The 26,542-nt window shown below is 75.3% G+C and carries 3 protein-coding genes; all 3 read right to left on the bottom strand.

The annotated features are described in order from the left end of the window. Nucleotides 1-87: 87 nt before the first annotated feature. On the bottom strand, nt 88-12,099 hold the full coding sequence (locus D7294_RS32550; RefSeq protein WP_479681735.1) for an SDR family NAD(P)-dependent oxidoreductase: 12,012 nt from the start codon (nt 12,097-12,099) through the stop codon (nt 88-90). Between the two features lie 64 nt (nt 12,100-12,163). After that, nucleotides 12,164-18,709 (bottom strand): type I polyketide synthase, encoded by a 6,546-nt coding sequence (locus D7294_RS28480; protein ID WP_422070757.1) that lies wholly within the window; start codon nt 18,707-18,709, stop codon nt 12,164-12,166. A gap of 86 nt (nt 18,710-18,795) precedes the next feature. Beyond that, nucleotides 18,796-26,542, bottom strand: a 7,747-nt coding sequence (locus tag D7294_RS33515) for a type I polyketide synthase (RefSeq protein WP_241562686.1), incomplete at its 5' end; no start/stop codon positions are given.

Consider the following 26,542-nt stretch of genomic DNA (forward strand, 5'->3'; position numbering starts at 1 on the left):
GACGAGTTTCTGCTCGCTGGGCTGGTCGGTTTCGTTCGTCATGGTCGGTGTTCCCTCCCTCTGTCGGCGCGGCGTGGCTCGAAGCGGTCAGTCCAGGGCACGGCCGAGTTCCTGATCGATGAAGTCGAAGATTTCGGAGGCGCCGGCGGCTTCGAGCGCGTCGGCCACCGAGGCCCCGCGGCTCTCCTCCGCGGCGCCGTTCCACTGCGCGAGGAGGGCACCCAGGCGCGTGGCCACCTTGGCGCGCAGCGCGCCGTCGGGGGCCGCGGCCGTCAGGCTCCGCTCCAGCCGGTCGAGTTCGTCGAGGACCGAACGCGCCCGCGCCCCGTCCCCCGCGCCCTCGCGCGGCGCCAGCCCCTCGCCCAGGTAGCCGGCCAGCGCGGCGGGCGTCGGGTAGTCGAAGACGAGGGTGGCCGGCAGCCGCAGGCCGGTGGCGGCGCCCAGGCGGTTGCGCAGTTCCACGGCCGTCAGCGAGTCGAAGCCGAGGTCCTTGAAGGCCCGCTCCGGCTCCACCTCTCCCGGCGAGCCGTAGCTGAGCACGAGGGCCACCTGGGTGCGCACCAGCTCGGTGAGCAGCTCCGCCCGCTCCGCCTCGGCGAGCGTGGCGAGCCGCTGCCTGAGGGCGCCCGCGCCCGGGGCGCCCGCCCCGGCGGAGGCGGCGCGCCTGGCCCGCCCGCGCACCAGGCCCCGCAGGATCGCCGGGACCTCGTCGAGGCCCCGCAGCGCCGAGGCGTCGATCCGCGTCGTCACCAGGAACGCGGCCCCGTGGGCGCGGCCCGCGTCGTACAGCGCCAGGCCCTCCTCGGCCGAGAGCGCCCCGATGCCGGTGCGGGCCATCCGCGACACGTCCACCTCGCCGAGGTGTCCGGTCATGCCGCTGGCCTGGGCCCAGTAGCCCCAGGCGAGGGAGGTGGCGGGCAGTCCGCGGGCGCGGCGGTGGGCGGCGAGGGCGTCGAGGTAGACGTTGGCGGCGGCGTAGTTGGCCTGTCCCGCGTTGCCGAGGGTGCCGGCGGCGGAGGAGAAGAGGACGAACTCGGCCAGGTTCAGGTCGCGGGTGAGTTCGTGCAGGTGCCAGGCCGCGTCCGCCTTCGGCCGCAGCACCGCGTCCAGCCGCCCCCGGGTCTGCGCCTCCAGGACGCCGTCGTCGAGGACGCCCGCCGTGTGCACGACGGAGGTCAGCGGATGCGCCTCCGGCACGGACGCGAGCAGGGCGGCCAGCGCCTCGCGGTCCGCGGTGTCGCAGGCCGCGATCCTCACCCTGGCCCCCGACGCGTCCAGCTCCGCGGCGAGTTCGGCGGCGCCTGGGGCGTCGGCCCCACGGCGGCTCACCAGCAGCAGGTGCAGGTCGGGACGGGCCGCCGCGTAGTGCCTGGCGAGCAGCGCCCCCAGGGTGCCGGTGCCGCCGGTGATCAGCACCGTGCCGCCCTCGGCGAGCCCGGCGCCCGGGCCACCCGCGGGCGCGGGCGCGGCGGCCCTGGCCAGCCGCGGCACCAGCAACGCGCCGTCCCGGACGGCGAGTTGCGGCTCCCCGGTGGCCAGGGCGGCGGGCAGTCCCGGCCCGTCCTGGTCCAGGTCCACGAGGGTGAACCGGCCCGGGTGCTCGGTCTGGGCCGACCTGAGCAGTCCCCACACGGCCGCGGCGGAGAGATCGGGCACATCCTCGCCCTCGGCCGCGGCGACCGCGCCACGCGTGAGCACCACCAGCCGGGAGTCGTTCAGGCGCTCCTCGGCCAGCCACTCCCGCAGCAGGTCGAGCACGGCGCCGACGGCCTCCCGCACCGGCACCCCGCGCGGGCAGGCGGCCAGCACCACGCCCGGCGCCTCGCCCTCCCCGGCCAGGCACGCGGCCAGGTCAGGGTGCGTCTCGGCGCGGATGCCGTCCACGGCCTTCAGCGCGGGCCCGTACGCTGCCGCCTCGCCGAGCAGCGCCCAACGGCCCTCGGCCGCCGCGGCACTTGCGGCGGGGGCGGCCACCCAGTCCAGCCGGAACAGGGAGTCGGCCGTCCCGCCGGCACCGGCCGCCGCGGCCAGCTGCTCCTGCGTGATGGGCCGCATGGCGAGCGACCTCACCTCGGCCACCGGCCGGCCGTCCGCGTCGGCCAGTTGCAGGGAGAGGGTGTCGGCGCCGCCCGGCGCCACCCGGACGCGGACCGCGCCCGCGCCGGTGGCGTGCAGCCGCACCCCCGACCAGGCGAACGGCAGCCTGATCCCGGCCTCCCGCCCCGTCGCCGCGGCCGCGTCGCCGCCCAGGCCGATGGCGTGCAGGGCGGCGTCCAGCAGGGCGGGGTGCAGGTGGAAGCGGTCGAGGCCGGTGAGGTCCTCGGGCAGGGCGACCTCCGCGTAGCGGACCTCCCCCTCCTCCCAGGCCGCGGTGAGCCCTTGGAAGGTGGGCCCGTAGTGGTATCCGCGGTCGGCCAGGCGGTCGTACAGGTCCTCCGCGTCCAGGGCCTTCGCCCCGGCGGGCGGCCAGGCCGCCGGCTCCTCGCCGAACGCCTCGGCCTCCTCCTCCGCCACGGCGAGGGTGCCGGTGGCGTGCCGGGTCCAGGGCTGTTCTGCGGCGGCGCCGCCCGGCCCCGAGTGCACGGTCACCTGCCGTGAGCCGTCCTCCCCGGGCGCGCCGACCCGCACCTGGAGACGGACGCTGCCGGTGGGCGGAAGGACGAGCGGGGCCTCCAGGGTGAGTTCCTCGACGACGGGGGTGCCGGCGTGCCGGCCCGCTTCGAGGACGAGTTCGACGAAGGCGGTACCTGGCAGCAGGACGGTGTCGTGGACGGCGTGGTCGGCCAGCCAGGGGTGGGTCCTGAGGGACAGCCGGCCGGTGCACAGGTACCCGTCGCCCTCCTCCGCCAGCGGCACCGCGGTGCCCAGCAGGGCGTGTTCCGTCCCGGCGAGGCCGAGGTCCTCCGGATCGCCCGAGGTGGGCCCGGCCTCCAGCCAGTAACGCCGTGCCTGGAACGGGTAGGTCGGCAGGCCGACCGGACGCCGCCCGCGGGGGAAGAACTTCTCCCAGTCGGGCGCCACATGGGTCTGCGCGGCGGCCAGCGAGGTCAGGACGCGGTGCCAGCCGCCCTCGTCCCGCCGCAGCGTGCCCGTCGCCTTGACCTCGCCCGCCTGCTCCCGCGCCTCCACGGTGTCCTGCACGGCGAGGGTGAGGACGGGGTGGGGGCTGGTTTCGATGAAGAGGGTGTGTCCGTCGGCCAGGAGGCGGCGGGTGGTGGTCTCGAACTCGACGGTGGTGCGGAGGTTGTCGTACCAGTAGGTGGCATCCAGGGGGCCGTCGGTGTAGTCGGCGACGGTGGAGTAGAAGGCGATCCGCGGTTCCTGGGGCTGGATGGGCGCGAGGAGTTCCAGCAGGCGCTCGCGGATGGTTTCGACGTGGTGGGTGTGGGAGGCGTAGTCCACCGGTATGCGGCGGGCGCGGATGCCGTCCTGCTCGCAGTGGGTGAACATCTCGTCGAGCGCATCCGCGTCTCCGGCCACCACGGTGGACTGCGGCCCGTTGACCGCGGCGATGGCGATGCGGCCCTCCCACCGTGCGATCAGCTCAAGTGCTTGTTCCTTGGGGAGGGGGAGTGAGGTCATTCCGCCGCGTCCGGTGATGGCGGAGAGGGCCTGGGAGCGGAGGGTGACGATCCGGGCGGCGTCCTTCAGCGTGAGAGCCCCCGCGATGTGGGCGGCGGCGATCTCCCCCTGCGAGTGGCCCACCACCGCATCGGGCCTGACGCCCAGGGACTCCCACAACTTCGCCAGGGAGACCATCAGGGCGAACAGTGCGGGCTGGACGACGTCCACCCGGTCGAACCCGGGTGCGCCCTCGGCCTCGCGCAGCACGTCGAGGAGGTTCCAGTCGGTGAACGGGGCAAGTGCCTCGGCGCACTCGTGCAGCGCCCGGGCGAACACGGGGGAGGATTCCATGAGTTCGACGCCCATGCGCGCCCACTGGGAGCCCTGGCCGGGGAAGACGAAGACGGTGCGGCCTGGCTGGGGGGCGGCGGTGCCGGTGACGAGGTGGGGTGCCTCCTCCCCGGTGGCCAGGGCGCCCAGCGCGCCGCGGAAGTCCGCGAGGCCGCGGCCGAGGAGGACCGCCCGGTGGTCGAAGGCCGTGCGTGCCGTGGCCAGCGTGTGGCCCACGGCGGCCGGGGTGAGGTCCGGGTGGTGGTCCAGGTGGTCGAGGAGGCGGGCGGCCTGGGCGCGCAGCGCGGTCTCGGACTTCGCCGACAGCAGCCACGGCAAGGTCCCGTCCGTCGTCACGGCCGGCGCCGCCTCGTCCTGGGGCGGCTCCGGCTCCGCCCCGGGCGCGGGGGCCTGTTCCAGGATCAGGTGGGCGTTGGTGCCGCTGACGCCGAAGGAGGAGACCCCGGCGCGGCGCGGTCGGCCGGTCTCGGGCCACGGCCTGGCCTCGGTCAGCAGCTCGACCGCCCCGGCCGACCAGTCCACGTGCGTGGACGGCCGGTCGACGTGCAGGGTCTTGGGCAGGACGCCGTGGCGCATCGCCATGACCATCTTGATGAGGGCCGCGGCGCCGCCCGCCGTCTGCGCGTGCCCGATGTTGGACTTGACCGAGCCCAGCCACAGCGGTTGGTCCTCCGGCCGGTCCTGGCCGTAGGTGGCGAGGAGAGCCTGGGCCTCGATGGGGTCGCCGAGGGTGGTGCCGGTGCCGTGCGCCTCCACCGCGTCGATCTCGGCGGGCGCCAGGCGGGCGTTGGCGAGGGCCTGCCGGATGACGCGCTGCTGCGAGGGGCCGTTGGGGGCGGTCAGCCCGTTGCTCGCGCCGTCCTGGTTCACCGCCGAGCCGCGGATGAGGGCGAGGACCTCGTGCCCGTTGCGTTCGGCGTCCGACAGCCGCTCCAGGAGCAGCAGGCCCACGCCCTCGCCCCAGGCGGTTCCGTCGGCGGCGTCGGCGAACGCCTTGACGCGGCCGTCCCTGGCCAGGCCGCGCTGCCTGCTGAACTCGACGAAGGCGCGCGGCGACACCAGCACCGCGGCGCCCCCCGCCAGCGCGAGGGAGCACTCGCCGCTGCGCAGGGACCTGGCGGCGGTGTGCACGGCGACGAGGGAGGAGGAGCAGGCGGTGTCGATGGACAGCGCGGGCCCCTCCAGGCCGAGGACGTACGAGAGGCGTCCCGAGGCGACGCTGGTGGCGCTGCCGGTCAGCAGGTAGCCCTCGTAGCCCTCGGGGGTGACGTGCCGGCAGGGGCCGTAGTCCACCGACATGGCGCCGATGAACACCCCGGTCTGGGTGCCGCGCAGCGAGGTGGGGTCCATGCCCGCCCGCTCGATCGCCTCCCAGGCGGAGTGCAGCAGCAGCCGCTGCTGCGGGTCCATGGTGAGGGCCTCGCGGGGGCTGATGCCGAAGAAGGAGGCGTCGAAGTCGGCGACGTCGGGCACGAACCCGCCGTTGCGCACGTAGGACCTGCCGGGCGCGTCGGGATCGTCGTCGAACAGGTTGTCCAGGTCCCAGTCGCGGTTGTCGGGGAAGGGCCCGATGGCGTCGACGCCGTCCGCGACCAGCTGCCACAGCTTCTCGGGGCTGGTCGCGCCGCCCGGATAGCGGCAGCTCATCGCGATGATCGCGATCGGCTCCTCCTCGCCCACGGCCGGGACGGCGACGGCCGCCGGGGCGGAGGGGACGGCGGTGGCGCCGGCGGCGCCGCCGGTCAGGTCGGCGCGCAGCTGCCGGGCCAGGGCGTCGGGCGTGGGGTGGTCGAAGGTGAGGGTCGCGGGCAGCCGCAGGCCGGTCGCCCCGCCCAGCCGGTTGCGCAACTCGACCGAGGTGAGGGAGTCGAAGCCGATCGACTTGAACGGCTGTTCCGGGTTGATCGTCTCCGCGCTCGCGTGGCCGAGTACGGCCGCGATCTGGGCGAGGACGAGGCCGAGCACGGTCCGGTGCTGCTCGATTTCGCTCAGCCCGTGGAGCCGCTGGGCGAAGGAGGCCCCCGCCTCCGCGCCGCCCGCCCGGCGCGCGGCGCGCCGCGCGGGGGTGCGGATCAGGCCGCGCAGCAGGGCGGGCGGATGGTCCAGGGTCCGCAGCCCTGCCGGGTTGAGGACCAGGGGCAGCACCGCGCTGCGGTCGAGGCCGCGGGCGGCGTCGAAGAGCCGGAGGCCGTGCTCGTCGGTGAGCGGGACGAAGCCGGTGCGGGCCATCCGCGCCAGGTCGGCCTGTTCCAGGTGTCCGGTCATGCCGCTGGCCTGGGCCCAGTAGCCCCAGGCGAGGGAGGTGGCGGGCAGTCCCTGGGCGCGGCGGTGCGCGGCGAGGGCGTCCAGGAAGACGTTGGCGGCGGCGTAGTTGGCCTGTCCCGCGTTGCCGAGGGTGCCGGCGGCGGAGGAGAAGAGGACGAACTCGGCCAGGTTCAAGTCGCGGGTGAGTTCGTGCAGGTGCCAGGCCGCGTCCGCCTTCGGCCGCAGCACCGTCTCCAGCCGCTCCGGCGACTGGGCGGGCAGCACGCCGTCGTCGAGGACGCCGGCCGCGTGGACGACGGTGGTCAGCGGGTGCTCGTCCGGGATGCCGGCCAGGAGGGCGGCGAGGGCGTCGGGGTCGGCGGTGTCACAGGCGGCGATGGTGGCCCGGACGCCCAGGTCTTCGAGGTCGGCGGCGAGTTGGACGGCGCCGGGGGCCTCGGGGCCGCGGCGGCTGGCCAGCAGCAGGTGACCGGCGCGGCCGGTGGCGGCGTAGTGCCTGGCCAGCAGGGCGCCCAGGGTGCCGGTGCCGCCGGTGATCAGGACCGTGCCCGCCCCCTCGGCCCCGGCACCGGCGGCGCCGGGCACGGTGGGCGGCAGGGTGAGGACGATCTTGCCGGTGTGCCGGGCCTGGGAGAGGTACCGGAACGCCTCGGGGGCCTGCCTGATGTCCCAGGTGGTCGCCGGCAGCGGGCGAAGCGCCCCGCTCTCGAACAACTCCCGCAGCTCGGCCAGCATCTCCTGGACCCGGTCCTCGCCCGCCTCCATGAGGTCGAACGCCCGGTAGCGGGCGCCGCCGTACCGGGCGGCCACCTCCTCGGCGTCCCTGATGTCGGTCTTGCCCATCTCCACGAACCGGCCGCCCGGGCCGAGCAGCCGCAGGGAGGCGTCGACGTACTCGCGGGCCAGGGAGTTGAGGACGATGTCGATGCCGTGGCCTGCGGTGGCCTGGCGGAACTCCTCCTCGAAGCCGAGGGTGCGGGAGTCGGCGATGCGCCCGGGCGGCAGGCCCTGGGCGCGCAGCGTGTCCCACTTGCCCCGGCTTGCGGTGCCGTACACCTCAAGGCCCCAGTGCCGCGCCAGCTGCACCGCCGCCATGCCCACGCCCCCGGTGGCCGCATGCACCAGCAGCGACTCGCCCGCCCGCGCCCCCGCCAGATCCCGCAACGCGTAGAACGCCGTCAGGAACACCACAGGAACCGTCGCCGCCTGCGTGAAACTCCACCCCCGCGGCATCGGCACCAGCAACCGCCGATCCGCCACCGTCACCGGCCCCGTCCCGTCCGTGAACAGGCCCATCACCCGATCACCAGGACGCAACCCCACCACGCCAGGCCCCACCTCAAGCACCACACCCGCACCCTCACCACCCGGCGGACGCGCATCGGGGACCATGCCGAGGGCGATCATGACGTCGCGGAAGTTGAGGCCGGCGGCACGGACGGCGAGCCGGACCTGCCCCTCGGCCAGCGGGGCGTCGATGGGCGGGTGCGGGACGAAGGCCAGGTTGTCCACGGTGCCGCGGGTGGGCAGGTCGAGCCGCCAGGAGGCGGTGGCCTCCGCGGGCGGCGCCAGGACGGGCTCGGCGCCGCTGCGGGTCAGGCGCGGGGCGCTCGCCGCGCCCTGGCGCAGCGCGAGTTGGGGCTCGTTCTCCGCGGCGGCCAGGGCGGCGTGCAGGGCCCGCAGGGACGGCCGCTGCCCGTCGTGGTCGATGATGCGGAACCGGCCGGGGTTCTCGGTCTGCGCCGAGCGGACCAGGCCCCACACGGGGGCGGCCGCCAGGTCGCGGACGCCGTCGCCCTCGTGGGTGGCCACGGCGTGCCGGGTGAGCAGCACGAGGGGCGTGCCGCTCAGCCGCTCCTCCGGCAGCCAGGACTGGAGCAGGCCGAGCGCGTGGCCGGTGGCCGCCCGCACGGCGGCGAGCGGCGCCGCCTCATCCCGGGCCCGGTCGCAGGGGGCGAGCACCGCGTCGGGCGCCCCGCCGTTCTCGCCGTTCTCGCCGTTCTGGCCGTTCTCGCCGAGCGCGGCGAGCAGCGCGGCGAGGTCGGGGTACCGCTCGACCGCGGCCCCCGACTCCCGCAGCGCGGCGGCGAGTTCCGGGTCGTCCTCGCCGAGGATCGCGAGCCGGGCCACGGCCGGCGCCTCGGGGAGGGCGACCGGCGTCCACGCCACGTGGTAGAGGTCGTCGCCGCCCGCGGCGGTCGCCTCCGCCAGCTGCTCGGCGGCCACGGCGCGCATCACGAGGGTGTCGATGCCGAGGACCGGCGCGCCGGTGGCGTCGCCGCACACGAGGCCGAGCGCGTCCGGGTCGGAGACGTCGATCCTGACGCGCAGCGTGCCCGCGCCGGTGGCGTGCAGCGCGATGCCCCGCCACGCGAAGGGGAGCCGCACCGCGCCGTCCTCCGTGCCGCCGGCGGCGGGGGCGTGGAGGCCGAGGGCGTGCAGCGCGGCGTCGAGGAGGGCCGGGTGGATGCCGAAGTCGTCGAGCCCCGCGGCGTTCTCGGGCAGGGCGACCTCGGCGTAGAGGATGTCGCCGCGCCGCCAGGCTGCCTTGAGGCCCTGGAAGGTCGGCCCGTACTGATAGCCGAACCCGGCGAGCCGTTCGTAGAGGCCCGCGGTGTCGAGGGCGGCGGCCCCCGCGGGCGGCCAGCTGGTCAACTCGGCGGCGAACGCGGGCGGTTCGGCACGGCCCTGGCCGAGGGTGCCGGTGGCGTGCCGGGTCCAGGGCTGCTCGGCCCGGGCGTCGGCGGCCCGGGAGTGGATGGCGAGCGGGCGGCTGCCGTCCTCCTCGGCGGGCCCCAGCTGCACCTGGAGCTGAACGGTGCCGGTGGCGGGCAGCACCAGCGGGGCCTCCAGGGTCAGCTCGTCGAGGCTGCCGCAGTCGGCCTGGTCGCCCGCCTGGAGGGCGAGTTCGACGAAGGCGGTGCCTGGCAGCAGGACGGTGTCGTGGACGGCGTGGTCGGCCAGCCAGGGGTGGGTGCGCAGCGAGAGCCGTCCGGTGAACAGGTACCCGTCCCCCTCCGCGAGGGGCACGGCGGCGGCGAGGAGGGGGTGGTCCGCGGTGGCGAGCCCCAGGGAGGCGGGGTCGCCGGCGCCCGAGGCGTCGATCCAGTAGTGCTCGTGCTGGAAGGGGTAGGTGGGCAGCTCGACGGTGTGCTGGGTGGGGTAGAGGGCGGTCCAGTGGGGGGTGGTGTGGGTGTGTGTGGTGGCGAGGGAGGTGAGGAGGCGGTGCCAGGTGCCTTCGTTGCGGCGGAGGGTGCCGGTGACGAGGGTGGTGTGGGCGTGGCCGTGGGTTTCGGCGGTGTCCTGGATGCTGTGGGTGAGGACGGGGTGGGGGCTGGTTTCGATGAAGAGGGTGTGTCCGTCCTCCAGGAGGCGGCGGGTGGTGGTCTCGAACTCGACGGTGGTGCGGAGGTTGTCGTACCAGTAGGTGGCATCCAGGGGGCCGTTGGTGTAGTCGGCGACGGTGGAGTAGAAGGCGATCCGCGGTTCCTGGGGCTGGATGGGGGCGAGGAGTTCGAGCAGGCGCTCGCGGATGGTTTCGACGTGGTGGGTGTGGGAGGCGTAGTCCACCGGTATGCGGCGGGCGCGGATGCCGTCCTGCTCGCAGTGGGTGAACATCTCGTCGAGCGCGTCGGCGTCTCCGGCGACCACCGTCGACTGTGGTCCGTTGACCGCGGCGATGGCGATGCGGCCTTCCCACCGCTGGATCAGCTGGGCGGCCTGGTCCTTGGGGAGAGGGAGTGAGGTCATTCCGCCGCGTCCGGTGATGGCGGAGAGGGCCTGGGAGCGGAGGGTGACGATCCGGGCGGCGTCTTCGAGGGTGAGGGCGCCTGCGATGTGGGCGGCGGCGATCTCGCCCTGGGAGTGCCCGACGACCGCATCGGGGGTGACGCCAAGGGACTCCCACAACCGGGCCAGGGAGACCATCAGGGCGAACAGTGCGGGCTGCACCACATCCACCCGGTCGAAGCCGGGTGCGTCTTCGGCCTCGCGCAGGACGTCGAGGAGGTTCCAGTCGGTGAACGGGGCAAGTGCCTCGGCGCATTCGTGCAGCGCCCGGGCGAACACCGGTGAGGTGTCCATGAGTTCGACGCCCATGCGGACCCACTGGGAGCCCTGCCCGGGGAAGACGAACACGGTCTTCCCGTCGTGCTCCTCCTCCGTGGCCACGGCACGCACGCAGTCCGGCGACTCCTGGCCTTCGGCGAGGGCGGTCAATGCGCTGCGGAAGTCGGCGAGGTTGCGGCCGAGGAGGATGGCGCGCTGGTCGAAGGTGGTGCGGGTGGTGGCCAGGGAGTAGCCGATGGCGGCGGGGTCGGGCTCCGGGGTGCGGTCGAGGTGTTCCAGCAGTTGCCGTGCCTGGGCGCGCAGCGCGGCCTCGGACTTCGCCGACAGCAGCCACGGCAACGTCCCATCCGTCGCCGCCGGGGCCGGCACGGCCGTCGCCGTGGCCTCCTCCCCGTCGCCGGCCCCGTGGCCGATCCCGTCGCCACCCCCCTCGCGGACCCCGTCCCGGGCCTCCGGCTCGGGGGCCTCCTCCAGCACCACGTGGGCGTTGGTGCCGCTGACGCCGAACGCGGAGACGGCGGCCCGCCGCGGGTGGTCCGTCTCGGGCCACGGCCTGGTCTCGGTCAGCAGCTCCACCGCACCGGAGGACCAGTCCACGTGCGGGGTCGGCTCGTCCACGTGCAGGGTCTTCGGCAGCGTGCCGTGGCGCAGCGCCATGACCATCTTGATGACGCCGCCCGCCCCGGCGGCGGCCTGGGTGTGGCCGATGTTCGACTTGAGGGAGCCCAGCCACAGCGGTTGGCCTTCGGGCCGGTCCTGGCCGTAGGTGGCGAGCAGCGCCTGCGCTTCGATGGGGTCGCCGAGGGTGGTGCCGGTGCCGTGGCCCTCCACGGCGTCCACCTCGGCGGGCGCCAGGCGGGCGTTGGCGAGGGCCTGCCGGATGACGCGCTGCTGGGAGGGGCCGTTGGGCGCGGTGAGGCCGTTGCTCGCGCCGTCCTGGTTCACCGCCGAGCCGCGCAGCACCGCGAGGACCTCGTGCCCGTTGCGGCGCGCGTCCGACAGCTTCTCCACCAGCAGCAGGCCCACGCCCTCGCCCCAGCCGGTGCCGTCGGCCCCCGCCGCGAACGCCTTGCAGCGGCCGTCCCCGGCAAGGCCGCGCTGCCTGCTGAACTCGATGAAGGCACCCGGCGTGGCCAGCACCGCCACGCCGCCCGCCAGGGCCAGGGAGCACTCGCCCGCGCGCAGCGACTGGGCTGCCAGGTGCAGGGCGATCAGCGCGGAGGAGCAGGCGGTGTCCACCGTCACCGCCGGCCCCTCCAGGCCCAGGGTGTAGGCGACGCGCCCCGAGGCGACGCTGGTGGCGCTGCCGGTCAGCAGGTAGCCCTCGTACTCCTGGGACCTGCCGCCCTCCGAGTACGGGTTGTAGTCCACCGACATGGCGCCCACGAACACGCCCGTCCTGCTGCCGCGCAGCGTCGCCGGGTCGACCCCGGCGCGTTCCAGGGTCTCCCAGGCGACCTCAAGGAGCAGCCGCTGCTGCGGGTCCATCGACACGGCCTCGCGCGGGCTGATCCCGAAGAAGGCCGGGTCGAAGCCGGCCGCGTCGGCGAGGAACCCGCCCTCGGTCACGTACGAGGTGCCGGGCCGGTCCGGGTCGGGGTCGTAGAGCCCGGCCACGTCCCAGCCGCGGTCCTCGGGGAAGGGCGAGACGGCGTCGGTGCCGGAGGCGACCAGCTCCCACAGCCCCTCGGGCGAGGTGACGCCGCCGGGAAAGCGGCAGCCCATGCCGACGATGGCGATCGGCTCCCGCTGCTCGGCCTCCAGCTCGTGCAGCCGCTGCCGTGTCTGCCGGAGATCGGTGGTGGCGCGCTTGAGGTAGTCACGGAGCTTCTGCTCATTCGACATGCGGATCTCCCCCATGAGGTGACCGGGAAGGTCGGATTGCGGACGTGGCCGGTGGGCGGGTGGGTGCGGGTCAGTAGGCTTCGAGTTCGTTGTCGAGCACGTCGAACAGCTCGTCGTCCGTGGCCGAGGCGAGGTCGTCGGACGCGGCGGGGCGCGCGGTCTCGTTCCAGGCGCGCAGGACGGCTTGGAGCCGGGCGCCGATCGCCTCCCGCGCCTCCTCGTCCGGGTCCGCGGCGCGCAGGGCGCTCTCCAGCTTCCCGAGGTCGGCGAGTACCGCGTGGGTCCAGGCGGCCTCGTCCGGGGTGATCTCCCGGCGCAGGAGGTCGACCAGGGCGGCCGGGGTGGGGTGGTCGAAGACGAGCGTGGAGGGCAGCCGCAGGCCGGTGGCCGCGTTGAGGCGGTTGCGGAGTTCGACGGCGGTGAGGGAGTCGAAGCCGAGTTCCTTGAACGACCTCTCCAGGGGAACGGTGTCCGTGCCCGCGTAGCCGAGGACCACGGTGACCTCGCTGCGCACCAGGTTCCGCAGCAGGCGGGTGCGTTCCTCCTCGTCGAGCCCGCCGAGGCGTTCGGCGAGCGGCGGGCCGGAGTGGGCCGTGGCCGCCCCGGAGCCCGCGGCGGCGCGGCGGGCCGGCGCCCGGACCAGTCCGCGCAGCAGCGGGGGCACGGACTCGGCCTCCCGCAGCGCCGTCTCGTTCAGCCGGACGGGCAAGGTGAGGGCCTGGGTGTGGGCGTGGGCGGCGTCGTAGAGGGCGAGGCCGAGTTCCGTGGAGAGCGGGACGATGCCGGTGCGGGCCATCCGGGTGCGGTCGGCCTCGTCGAGGTGCCCGGTCATGCCGCTGGCCTCCTCCCACAGGCCCCAGGCGAGGGAGGTGGCGGGCAGTCCCTGGGCGCGGCGGTGCGCGGCCAGGGCGTCCAGGAAGGCGTTCGCCGTGGCGTAGTTGGCCTGGCCGCCGCCGCCGAGGGTGCCGGCGGCGGAGGAGAAGAGGACGAACTCGGCCGGGTCCAGGTCCCGGGTCAGCCGGTGCAGGTGCCAGGCGGCGTCGATCTTGGGGCGCAGCACCTTCTCGAACCGCTCGGGGGTCTGCGTGGGCAGCACGCCGTCGTCGAGGATGCCGGCCGCGTGGACGACGGTGGTCAGCGGGTGCTCGTCCGGGATGCCGGCCAGGAGGGTGGCGAGGGCGTCGGGGTCGGCGGTGTCGCAGGCGGCGATGGTGGCCCGGACGCCCAGGTCTTCGAGGTCGGCGGCGAGTTGGACGGCGCCGGGGGCCTCGGGGCCGCGGCGGCTGGCCAGCAGCAGGTGACCGGCGCGGCCGGTGGCGGCGTAGTGCCTGGCCAGCAGGGCGCCCAGGGTGCCGGTGCCGCCGGTGATCAGGACCGTGCCCTCGGGGTCGGGGGCGGCCGGGTAGGTGAGCACGATCTTGCCGGTGTGCCTGGCCTGGGAGAGGTAGCGGAAGGCGTCCGCGGCGTGCCGCACGTCCCACGCCGTCGTGGGCAGCGGCGTGAGCGCGCCACTCTCGAACAGCTGCCGCAGGTCGAGGAGCATCTCCTGCAGCCGGTCCTCGCCCGCGTCCATGACGTCGAACGCCTGGTAGCCGATGCCGGGGTGCTCCCCCTCGACCTGCCGCGGATCGCGGATGTCGGTCTTGCCCATTTCGAGGAACCGGCCGCCCTCGGGATTCACCAGCCGCAGCGAGGCGTCGGTGAACTCGTGCGCGAGCGCGTTGAGCACCACGTCGAAGCCGCGGCCCGCGGTGGCCCGGCGGAACTGCTCCTCGAAGTCGAGGGTGCGGGAGTTGGCGATGCGCTCCGCGGCGAGGCCCTGGCGGCGCAGCGTGTCCCACTTGCCGGGGCTCGCCGTGCCGTACGCCTCCACGCCCCAGTGGCGCGCCAGTTGCACGGCCGCCATGCCGACGCCGCCGGTGGCGGCGTGGATCAGCAGCGACTCGCCCTTCTCGATGCCGGCGAGGTCCCGCAGCCCGTAGTAGGCGGTCAGGAACACGACGGGGGCGGCGGCGGCCTCGGCGAAGGTCCAGCCCGCCGGCATCCGCACCAGCACCCGGTGGTCGACGACGCAGACCGGCCCCGTGCCGCCGGGCAACAGCCCCATCACCCGGTCCCCCGGGGCGAGTTCGGTGACGCCCTCGCCGACTTCGAGGACCACGCCCGCGCCCTCGCCGCCGGGCGGGCGGGTGTCCTTCAGGTTCATGCCGAGCGAGACGATGATGTCGCGGAAGTTCACGCCGGAGGCGCGCAGCGACAGCCGCACCTGGCCCGGTTCGAGCGGCGCCCACGCCTGCGGGTAGGGGGCGAGGGTCAGGTTCTCCAGGCTGCCGCGTTCCGTCAGGTCCAGGCGCCAGGCCGCGGCCTCGGGGACGGCCAGCTCGCCCCGGGCGGCAGCCCTGGCCAGGCGCGGGGCGAGGAGGGCGCCGTCCCGGGCGGCGAGCTGCGGCTCCTCCCCGGCGGCCAGCAGCGGCAGGAGGGTGTCGGGCAGGCCGCGGCCGTCGAGGTCGAGAAGGGCGAAGCGGCCCGGGTTCTCCGTCTGCGCCGAACGCAGCAGCCCCCACACGGGGGCGTGGGCGAGGTCGGGCACGTCCTCCCCGACCCGGGTGGCCACGGCGCCCGAGGTGACCACGAGCAGCCGGGAGCCGGCGGTGCGCCCGTCGGCCAGCCACTCCTGCACCAGGCCCAGCACGCGGAACGCGGCCTCCCGCGCCGCCGCGGTCACCTCGGACCCGGAACCCGCCGGGCCCGTGGGGCCCTCGGCACCGAAGGCGGGGGCCGCGGGCTCCGCGGGGCCGCCGAGTACCGCGAGGACAACCTCGGGCAGCTCGGCGTCGTCCGGCAGCTCCGCGAGCGCCGGGACGGGGCGCGGCGCAACACCGGCCGCCGCCAGGGCCGCGGCGAGTTCCGCGGGCGGCGGCGCGCCCTCGGCGAGTAGTCCCCAGGTGACGGCCGGGACCTGGGCGGGCGCGGCGGCAGGCACCCAGTCCAGCCGGTACAGCTGCTCGGGCCCGGCCGCGGCCGGGGTCAGGTCGCCGCGGTTGACGGGCCGCACGACGAGCGACTCCACCGTCGCGACCGGCGCGCCCGCGGCGTCGGCCAGCAGCAGCGCGTACCCGGCCTCGCCGGTGGGCGTGACCCGGACCCGCAGCGCGGTCGCGCCCTCGGCGTGCAGGGTGACGCCCTCCCAGGAGAAGGGCAGCGAGCCGTCGCCGCCTTCCCCGCCGCCCGCCCGGAGGAACAGGGTGTGCAGGGCGGCGTCGGTCAGCGCCGGGTGCAGCCCGAACCCGGCGGCCTCCGCCTCCCGCCCGGCGGGCAGCGCGATCTCGGCGAACAGTTCCTCGCCGCGCCGCCAGGCGGCCCTCAGGCACTGGAAGGCGGGCCCGTAGGCGAAGCCGGCCTCGGCGGTGCGGGCGTAGAAGCCCTCCAGGTCCAGGGGGGCGGCGTCGGCCGGTGGCCAGGCGGCGAGTTCGGCCGCGGCGGCGGGGGCCTCGGCCGCCGGGGCGAGCACGCCGGTGGCGTGCCGCGTCCACGGCTCGTCCTCGGCGGCGTCCGCGGGGCGGGAGTGCAGGCCGAGCGGGCGGCGGCCCGCCTCGTCGGCCTCGCCGAGGTGCAGCTGCAGCCGCACCGCGCCGGTGGCAGGCAGCGTCAACGGCGCCTGCAGGGTGAGCTCTTCGACCCGCCCGAGCCCCGCCTGGTCGCCCGCCCGCACGGCGAGTTCGACGAAGGCGGTGCCCGGGAGGATGACCGTGCCGTGGACGGCATGGTCGGCGAGCCACGGGTGACTGCGCAGCGACAGCTGCCCGGTCAGCAGCAGCGAGCCGCCCTCGGCGACGGGCACCGCCGCGCCGAGCAGCGGATGACCGGCGGCGGTGAGCCCGAGCGCGGCCGGGTCGCCCCCCTGCCCGGCCGGCTCCACCCAGAAGTGCCGGTGCTGGAACGGGTAGGTCGGCAGGCCGAGCGGCCGGGGGGCACGGTCGGGCAGCAACGCGGCCCAGTCCGGCGCCACCTGGGTCTGCGCGACCGCCAGGGAACCGAGGAGCCGGCGCCAGCCGCCCTCCCCGCGCCGCAGCGTGCCGGTGACCCCCACCTCGGCCCCGGCGGGGGCGTGCGCCTCCACGGTCTCCTGCACGGCGAGGGTGAGGACGGGGTGGGGGCTGGTTTCGATGAAGAGGGTGTGTCCGTCCTCCAGGAGGCGGCGGGTGGTGGTCTCGAACTCGACGGTGGTGCGGAGGTTGTCGTACCAGTAGGTGGCGTCCAGGGGGGTGTCGGGGGTGAGGGGCCGGCCGGTGACGGTGGAGTAGAAGGCGATGCGGGGCTCTCGTGGGGTGACGGGGGCGAGGATGTTGTGGAGTTGGTCCTTGAGGGTTTCGACGTGGTGGGTGTGGGAGGCGTAGTCGACGGGGATGCGGCGGGCGCGGATGCCTTCCTGCTCGCAGTGGGTGAACATCTCGTCGAGCGCGTCGGCGTCTCCGGCGACCACGGTGGACTGTGGTCCGTTGACCGCGGCGATGGCGATGCGGCCTTCCCAGCGCTGGATCAGCTCAAGGGCTTGTTCCTTGGGGAGGGGGAGTGAGGTCATCCCGCCGCGTCCGGTGATGGCCGAGAGGGCCTGAGAGCGCTGGGTGACGATCCGGGCGGCGTCTTCGAGGGTGAGTGCGCCTGCGATGTGGGCTGCGGCGATCTCGCCCTGGGAGTGCCCGACGACCGCGTCGGGCCTGACGCCGAGGGATTCCCACAACCTCGCCAGGGACACCATCAGGGCGAACAGTGCGGGCTGCACCACGTCCACCCGGTCGAACCCGGGCGCGCCCTCGGCCTCCCGCAGCACGTCGAGGAGGTTCCAGTCGGTGAAGGGCGCCAGCGCCTCGGCGCACTCGTGCAGCGCCCGCGCGAACACCGGGGAGGATTCCATGAGTTCGACGCCCATGCGCGCCCACTGGGAGCCCTGGCCGGGGAAGACGAACACCGTCCGGCCCGGCCCGCCGGGCGCCGTGCCCGTCACCACATCCGGGGAGGACTCGCCCGCGGCGAGTGCCGCCAGGGCGGCGGCGAACTCCTCGCGCCGCTCGCCGACCACCACCGCCCGGTGCGGGAAGGCCGCCCGCTCGGTCGCCAGCGCGCGACCCACCTGGCCGGGCACCAGGCCCGGATTCCGCTCCACGTACTCCCGCAGCCGCGCCGCCTGCTCCCGCAGCGCCTGCGCCGACTTCGCCGACAGCAGCCACGGCACCGTCGCCGCCGTGCTCACCGCGCCGCGTTCCGTCCCCGCGGCCCCCGCCCCCGTGGCCTCCGCTTCCGCGGGCTCCTCCTCGGGGGCCTGTTCGATGATGAGGTGGGCGTTGGTGCCGGAGACGCCGAAGGAGGAGACGGCGGCGCGGCGGGGGTGGCCGGTGTCGGGCCAGGTCCTGGCCTCCGTCAGCAGTTCGACGGCTCCGGCGGTCCAGTCGACGTGGGGGGTGGGCTCGTCGATGTGGAGGGTTTTGGGCAGCACCCCGTGGCGCAGGGCCATGACCATTTTGATGACGCCGCCGACGCCCGCGGCGGCCTGGGTGTGGCCGATGTTGGACTTCAGGGAGCCCAGCCACAGCGGCCGGTCTTCCGGCCGGTCCTGTCCGTACGTCGCGAGCAGCGCCTGCGCCTCGATCGGGTCGCCCAGCGTGGTGCCCGTGCCGTGCGCCTCCACGACATCGACCTCGCGCGGCGAGATCCCCGCGTCGGCCAGGGCCCGCCGGATCACCCGCTGCTGCGCGGGCCCGTTCGGCGCGCTCAACTGGCTGCTCGCGCCGTCCTGGTTCATCGCCGCGCCGCGGATCACCGCCAGCACCTCGTGCCCGTGACGCCGCGCGTCCGACAGCCGCTCCAGCAGCAGCAGGCCCACGCCCTCCCCCCAGGCGGTGCCGTCCGCCGCGGCGGCGAACGGCTTGCAGCGGCCGTCCCTCGCGAGGCCGCGCTGCCGGCTGAACTCCACGAAGGTCTCCGGGGTCGCCATCACCGTCACGCCCCCGGCCAGCGCCAGCGTGCACTCCCCGCGGCGCAGCGCCTGGGCGGCCACATACATCGCCACCAGCGAGGAGGAGCAGGCCGTGTCGACCGACACCGCAGGGCCCTCAAGCCCCAGCGTGTAGGCGACCCTGCCGGTCACCACGCTGCCCGAACTGCTGGAGGCGGCATAGTCGTGGTACATCACCCCCGCGAAGATCCCGGTGCTGCTGCCCCGCAGCCCCGACGGGTCGATGCCCGCCCGCTCGCACGTCTCCCAGGCCACCTCAAGGAGCTGCCGCTGCTGCGGGTCCATGGCGAGCGCCTCACGCGGGCTGATCCCGAAGAAATCGGCGTCGAAATCCCCGGCATCCGCCAGGAAACCCGCCTCCCGCACATACGACTTCCCCGCCCGCTCCGGATCGGGATCGTAGAGGTCCGCAAGGTCCCAGCCGCGGTCCCCGGGAAAGGGCGTGATGGCGTCCCGGCCCTCGGAAACCAGCCGCCACAGCTCCTCGGGGCCGGTCACGCCGCCCGGGAAACGGCAGCCCATGCCGATGATCGCGATCGGTTCCCGCTCGGCCGCCTCCGCCTCCCGCAGCCGCCTGCGGGTCTGCGCCAGGTCGGCCGTCACCCGCTTCAGGTAATTCCGCAGCTTCTCTTCATTCGACATGACACGTCACCCCAACGAACCTTCGGAATTCCATTGCTGTCGCGCCCTCACGAAATCTCCAGCTCGTTGTCGATGAAGTCGAAGATCTCGTTGTCGGATGCCGACTCGATACGGTCCGCAGCCGAGGAATCGGCGCCCTGCCGTGCGCCGCCGGTCTCGCCGATCCGCGCCAGAAGCTCCTTCAGGCGGGCGGCGAGCGTGGCCGTCGCGGCCCGGTCCGCGGACAGCGCGGGCAACGCGTCCTCGATCCGGTCCAGTTCGCGCAGCACCGGCAGCCCGCCGCCGGCCCCGGCGGCGCCGAGTTCGCTCCCCAGGTATTCGGCGAGTTCCGCCGGGCTGGGGAAGTCGAAGACGACCGTGGTGGGAAGCCGCAGCCCCGTCTCGGCGATCAGCCGGTTCCTCAGGTCCACCGCCGTCAGCGAGTCGAGGCCCATGTCCATGAACCCGCGGTCGGCCGGCACCGTCGCCACCGAGGCGTGCCCGAGCACCTTCGCCACCTGCCCGCGGACCAGGTCGAGCAGCGCCCGCTCCCGCTCGGCCCCGGCGAGCGCCGCCAGCCGCTCGGCGAACGAGGGCCCGCCGGACGCCGCGTTGCGCTTCCTGGCCGCCCGCCAGGCCGGAACCCGCACCAGGCCACGCAGCACCGGCTGCACCAGCTCCGGCTCCCGCAGCGCCGAGGTGTCGAGCGCCGCCGCCACCAGCAGCGGCTCCGCCGACGGCAGCGCCGCGTCGAACAGGGCCAGCCCGGCCTCCGTGGACAGCGGCGCGACGCCGATGCGGCGCATCCTGGCGCGGTCGCCCTCCCCGAGCCCCGCGGTCATTCCCCCGGCCTCCGCCCAGAAGCCCCAGGCGAGCGACGTCGCCGGAAGGCCCTGGGCCCGCCGGTGGGCGGCCAGCGAGTCGAGGAACACATTGCCCGCCGCGTAGGGGGCCTGACCCGCGCTGCCCGTCACCCCGGCGATCGAGGAGAACAGCACGAACGCCGACAGGCCCGCGTCCCGCGTCAGCTCGTGCAGGTGCCAGGCGGCGTCCACCTTGGGCCGCAGCACCCCCGCCAGCCGCTCCGGCGTCAGCGCGGTCAGGACGCCGTCGTCCAGCACCCCGGCCGTGTGCACGACCCCCGTCAGCGGATGCTCCTCCGGCACGCTCGCCAGCAGCCCCGCCAGCGCCTCCCGGTCGGCCACATCGCAGGCCACGACCGTGGCCTGGGCACCCAACTCGGCCAGCTCGGCGACCAGTTCCGCCGCCCCCGGCGCCTGAGCGCCACGCCTGCCGGCCAGCAGCAGCCGCTCCACGCCGTGCCGCCGCACCAGATGCCTGGCCACCTGGGAGCCCAGTGCCCCGGTGCCGCCCGTGACGAGCACCGTGCCGCCCGGACCGAAACCGGCCGCGGCGCCCGGCTCGACCGCCGGCACCTCTCCGGCGCGGGCCAGCCGCGGCACCAGCAACGCCCCGCCCCGCTCGGCGAGTTGCGGCTCGCCGGAGGCCAGCGCCGCCGCCACCGCCCCGGCCGGCGCCGCGCCGTCCGGCTCGCCCTCCGGGTCCAGGTCGAGCAGCACGAACCGTCCCGGGTGCTCGGTCTGCGCCGCACGCAGCAGCCCCCACACGGCGGCGGCCCCCGGGTCACGCACCTGGCGCGCCTCGCCCGCAGGCACCGCCCCGCGGGTCAGCACCACAAGTCGCGACGCCGCGAACCGCCGGTCGGCCAGCCACTCCGCCGCCAGCCCGAGGGCCTCCCGCGCCAGCCGGTGCGCCCGCCCCGCGGCATCCGCCTCGGCCCCCGCCAGGGCGAACTGCGCCACGGCGAACGCGGGAACCTCCGCCGCGCCGCCGGGAGTTGCGCCGCCCGCCGCACCGGGCGGGTCCGCCGCACCGGCGGCGTCCGCCTCCGCGGCGACATCCGCCTCGGCGAGCGCATCGAGGTCGCCGCACACGGCCCAGGAACCGCCGAGGCCCAGCGGGTCCCGGCCGAGCACCGCGCCCCGGCCCCCGGCCGCCGCACCGGCCCCCACGTCCACCCAGTCCAGGCGGAAGAGCGAGGCCCGCCCCGCCTCCCGCAACCCGGCCAGCTGCTCGCGCGCGGTGATCCGCAGCTGCAACGACTCCACGCCCGCCACCGGCTCCCCGGTGACCGCGTCGGCCAGCAGCACCGCCAGCTCCAGGGAACCGGAAGCCGCCTCGGCCCCGGTCGGCGCCAGCCGCACCCGCAGCGCCGTCACCTGCCCCGCAGGCAGCGAGACCCCCCGCCAGCAGAACGGCAACGCCAGCTTGTCCGGGTCCTGCCCGAAGACGTCCAGCGCGAGCGGATGCAACGCGGCGTCCAGCAGCGCCGGATGCACCGCGAACCCGGCCGTCACGGTCTCCTCGGGCAGCGCGACCTCCGCGTACACCACCTCCCCGAGCCGCCAGGCCGCGCGCAGCCCCTGGAACGTCGGGCCGTAGTCAGAACCCGTCGCGGCGTACCGCTCGTACAGCCCCGCCACGTCGAGCGGCTCCGCGCCCGGAGGCGGCCAACTGCCCCGCAGCTCCCCGGCCCCCGGCAGGGAGGGCACCTCGGCCGCCGGGGCCAGCACGCCCGCGGCGTGCCGCGTCCACTCCCGCTCCGCCGTCTCGCCGGGCCCGCCCTCCGCGGGGCGCGCGTGCACGCTCACCGCCCGGGCCCCGGCCTCGTCCGGCTCACCGAACACGACCTGCACCTGCACGCCCCCGCGCTCGGGCAGCACCAGCGGCGCATGCAGCGTCAGCTCCTCGATCCGGTCGGCACCCAGCTGCGCGCCCGCCCCGAGAGCGAGTTCGACCAGCGCCGTCCCCGGCAGCAGGGCCGTGCCCATCACGGTGTGCTCGGCAAGCCACGGATGCGTCCGCGGCGAGATCAGCCCGGTGAACACCACGCCGGCCCCGTCCGCCAGGGACACCGCGGCCCCCAGCAACGGATGCCCGGCCGCCCGCAGCCCCAGCCCGTCGGCGTCGGCCGCCGCGGCGGCCGGCTCCAGCCAGAACGTCCGGCGCTGGAAGGGATACGTCGGCAGGCCGGCCGGCCGGGGCCGCGGCAGCAGCACCCGCGACCAGTCCGGGTCGGCCCCCCGCACGTGAAGACGCGCGAGCGCGGTCAGGTATGCCGCCCCCTCCGGCCGGTCCCGCCGCAGGACGGGCAGCGCGGCCACCTCGGCACCCGCCTCGCCCAGGGTCTCCTCCGTGAGCGAGACGAGAGAGCCCTGCGGGCCGAGTTCGAGATAGGTGGTGGTGTCGTGGGTGTGGAGGGTGGTGATGCCCTGGGCGTAGTGGACGGTGTTTCGGATGTGGTGGGTCCAGTAGGTGGGGTCGGTGAGTTGTTCGGTGGTGGCGAGGTTGCCGGTGGTGTTGGAGATGAGGGGGATGGTGGGTGGGTGGTAGGTGAGGGTGGTGGCGGTGGCGTGGAACTGGTCGAGGATGGGGTCCATGTGGGGGGAGTGGAAGGCGTGGGAGACGGTGAGTTCGCGGGTGCGGATGCCGTGGTCGGCGAAGTGGCGGGCGATGGCGCGTGTGGGTTCGGTGTCTCCGGCGATGACGGTGGTGGTGGGGGAGTTGACGGCGGCGAGGGTGACGGTGCCGTGGGTCTCGGCGAGGTGGGGGGTGATCTCCTTGTGCGGGGCGTTGATGGCGATCATGGTTCCGCCGGGGATGGCGGCCTGCATGAGCCGGGCACGGGTGGTGATCAGCGTCGCCGCGTCGGCCAGGGTGAGGACTCCTGCGAGGTGCGCTGCGGTGAGTTCGCCGAGTGAGTGCCCGGTGAGGTAGTCGGGGGTGATGCCGTGGTGGGTGAGGAGCCGGTAGAGGGCGACTTCGAGGGCGAACAACGCGGGCTGGGTGTAGCGGGTTTGGTTGAGCAGCCCGGCCTCTTCCGTTCCTTCCTCGGCGAACATGAGGGACTTGAGGGGCCGGTCGAGGTGGGGGTCGAGGGCGGCGCAGGTCTCGTCGAGGGCGGTGGCGAAGACGGGATAGGTGTCGTAGAGGTCGCGGCCCATGCCGGGGCGCTGGCTGCCCTGGCCCGAGAAGACGAAGGCGGTCTTTCCGGAGGGGGTTGCCTCGCCGGTGACCAGGCCGTCCGCGGCCCGCCCCTCCGCCAGCGCCGCCAGCGCCGAGGCGAATTCCGCGCCGTCCGAGGCGAGGACCACGGCCCGCCGCTCGAATTGCGCCCGCTCGGTCGCCAGCGCCCAGCCGACCCGCGCGGGCCTCGGCTCGGGGCCCGCGGTCACGAACTCACGCAGCCGCGCCGCCTGTTCCCGCAGGGCCTCCGGCGTCCGGCCCGACAGCACCCACGGAACGAGGGCCGCGTCGTCGCCCTCGCCGCCGCCCGTCTCGGCCTCTTCCGCCGGCTCGGCCGGGGCCTGTTCGATGATGAGGTGGGCGTTGGTGCCGGAGACGCCGAAGGAGGAGATGCCGGCGCGGCGGGGGTGGCCGGTGTCGGGCCAGGTCCTGGCCTCTGTCAGCAGTTCGACGGCTCCGGCGGTCCAGTCGACGTGGGGGGTGGGCTCGTCGATGTGGAGGGTTTTGGGCAGCACCCCGTTGCGTAGGGCCATGACCATTTTGATGACGCCGCCGACGCCCGCCGCGGCCTGGGTGTGGCCGATGTTCGACTTGAGGGAGCCCAGCCACAGCGGTTGGTCTTCTGGCCGGTCCTGTCCGTAGGTGGCGAGGAGGGCCTGGGCTTCGATGGGGTCGCCGAGGGTGGTGCCGGTGCCGTGGGCTTCGACGGCGTCGACGTCGGCCGGTGTGAGGTGGGCGTTGGCGAGGGCTTGGCGGATGACGCGTTGTTGTGAGGGGCCGTTGGGGGCGGTGAGGCCGTTGCTTGCGCCGTCCTGGTTCACGGCGGAGCCGCGCACGATCGCGAGCACGGGGTGGCCGTTTTTGCGGGCGTCCGAGAGCCGTTCCAGCAGCAGCATGCCGACGCCCTCGCCCCAGCCGGTGCCGTCGGCCCCGGCCGCGAAGGACTTGCAGCGCCCGTCGGGTGAAAGCCCCCGCTGCATGCTGAACTCGGTGAACACATCAGGCGTCGCCATCACGGTCACCCCGCCCGCCAGGGCCAGCTCGCACTCGCCGCCCCGCAGCGCCTGGGCGGCGAGGTGGAGGGCGACGAGGGAGGAGGAGCAGGCGGTGTCCACGGTGACGGCGGGGCCTTCGAAGCCGAAGGTGTAGGAGACACGCCCCGAGGCGACGCTGCCCGCACTGCCGTTCCCGATGTAGCCGCCGACGTCCTCGGGCACGGCACCGGGCACCGCACGAAGCCGCCCGCCGTAGTCGCCGTACATGACGCCGGTGAAGATGCCGGTGCGGGTGCCGTGGAGGGTGTGGGGGTTGATGCCGGCGTGTTCGAGGGTTTCCCAGGTGGTTTCGAGGAGGAGGCGTTGCTGGGGGTCCATGGCGAGGGCTTCGCGGGGGCTGATGCCGAAGAAGTCGGGGTCGAACTCGGCGGCGTCGTAGAGGAAGGCGCCTTGTCTGGTGTAGGTCTTGCCGGGTTTCCCGGGCTCGGGGTCGTACAGCGCCTCGACATCCCAGCCGCGGTCCTCGGGGAAGTCCCCGAGCACGCCGACGCCGCCCGCGACGAGGTTCCACAGGTCTTCGGCGGAGCGGACGCCGCCGGGGTAGCGGCAGCCGATCGACACGATCGCCACCGGGTCGTCCCCGTCCGTCACGGCCGGCGCCGCAGGGCCCGCGTCGCCCGGCCGCGGCGGGCCCGAGAGGAGTTCTTCGCGCAGGTGTGCGGCCAGGGCCTGGGGGGTGGGGTAGTCGAAGATCAGGGTGGCCGGGAGCCGCAGCCCGGCTGCGGCGTTGAGTCGGTTGCGGAGTTCGACGGCGGTGAGGGAGTCGAAGCCGAGGGTTTTGAAGGCGTGGTGGGTGTTGATGGTGTCGGGGGTGGGGTGGCCGAGGACGAGGGCGGTGTGGGTGCGGACCAGGTCGGTGAGGGTCTGGGTGGCCTGGTCGGTGGGCATGCGGCTGAGGCGTGCGCGCAGGCTGCCCGAGTCGTCGGCGGCCTCGGCGGCACGCCGCGTGGGCGGGCGTACCAGGCCGCGCAGCACCACCGGCAATGTCCCCGCCGCCGCGTGCGGACGCAGCAGCCCCGGGTCGATCCTCGCGGGGACCAGCTGCGCCTCCCCCAGGTCGAGCGCCGCCTCGTACAGCGCCAGGCCCTCCTCCGCCCCCATCGGCCGGATGCCCACGCGGCTCATCCGCGTCGTGTCCGCGGCGTCGAGGTGTCCGGTCATGCCGCTGGCGTCGGCCCACAGGCCCCAGGCGAGGGAGGTGGCCGGCAGGTCGTGGGCGCGGCGGTGGGCTGCCAGGGCGTCCAGGAAGGTGTTCGCCGCCGCATAGTTGCCCTGCCCCGCGCTGCCGACCGTCCCGGCCGCCGAGGAGAAGAGGACGAACTCGGCCAGGTTGTGGTCGCGGGTGAGTTCGTGCAGGTGCCAGGCGGCGTCGGCCTTGGGGCGCAGGACGGTGTCGAGTTGTTGCGGGGTGAGGGTGGTGAGGGTGGCGTCGTCGAGGACGCCGGCGGTGTGGATGACGGAGGTCAGCGGATGTTCGGCCGGGATGGTGGCGAGGAGGTCGGCGAGGGCCTGGCGGTCGGCGGTGTCGCAGGCGGCGAGGGTGACCTCGGCCCCCAACTCCTCCAGTTCCCGCGTGAGTTCCACGGCCCCGGGCGCCCCGGCACCCCGACGGCTCGTCAGCAGCAGACGCACACCCGGGTACGCGGTGGCGTAGTGCCTGGCGAGGAAGCCGCCGAGGGTGCCGGTGCCGCCCGTGATCAGCACCGTGCCGCCCGGGCCCGGCACCGCACGCTCCGCCGCGGCCTCGGCCTCCGCCGTCACCCGAGCGATCCGCGGCACGAGCAACCCGCCCGCCCGCACGGCGAGCTGCGGCTCGCCCACGGCCACGGCGGCACGCAGCAGAAGGGCCGCGTTGTCCGGCTCCTCCGCCGGGTCCAGGTCCACCAGCGTGAAGCGGCCGGGGTTCTCGGTCTGTGCCGACCTGACCAGCCCCCACACGGCGGCACCCGCCAGATCGGGCACGTCCTCCCGGCCCGCCGCCACCGCGCCGCGGGTCACCACGACCAGCCGGGAGTCGGCGAAACGCTCCTCCGCCAGCCACGCCTGCAACAGCCCCAGCGCCCCGGCGGTAGCCCGTCGCACGGCCTCCGGCGGCCTGAGCCCCTGCGCCGTCCCCAGGGAGGGGAAGACGAGGGCGACGGCGGGCGCCTCGGCAACGGAGGCCGGCGCGGCGCACCGCCCGGCGACCAGCCCGTCCAGCCGCACCGCCTCGTCTGCCCCGTCTGCCCCGTCTGCTCCGTCTGCTTCGTCCGCGCCCAGCAGCAGCCAGTCGCCGCCGGCCGCCGCCTCCGCGGGGAGCGGCACCGAGGTCCACCCGAGCCGGAACATGCCGTCCCGGCAGCCGCGCGTGGCGGCGGCCAACTGCCCGGAGTCGATCGGGCGGGTGGCGAGGCTGTCCACGGTGACCACCGGCTCGCCCGTCGCGTCGGCGAGGGTCACCGCGAATGCCCCCGGCCCCGCCGGGGCCATCCGCACCCGCAACGTCGTGGCGCCGGTGGCGTGCAGCCGCACCCCCGACCAGGAGAACGGCAGCCGTACCTCGCCCGCGTCCGCTCCCGAATCCCCGGCCAGGCCGAGCCCGCTGACGTGCAGTGCGGCGTCGAGGAGTGCGGGGTGGAGGGTGAAGGTGTCGGTGTGGGGGGTGTGGGGTGGGAGGGTGATTTCGGCGTAGTGGGTGTGGGTGGGGTGGTGGTGCCAGGCGGCGGTGAGTCCT

Source organism: Streptomyces hoynatensis (assembly GCF_003626535.1).
Taxonomy (GTDB): domain Bacteria; phylum Actinomycetota; class Actinomycetes; order Streptomycetales; family Streptomycetaceae; genus Streptomyces; species Streptomyces hoynatensis.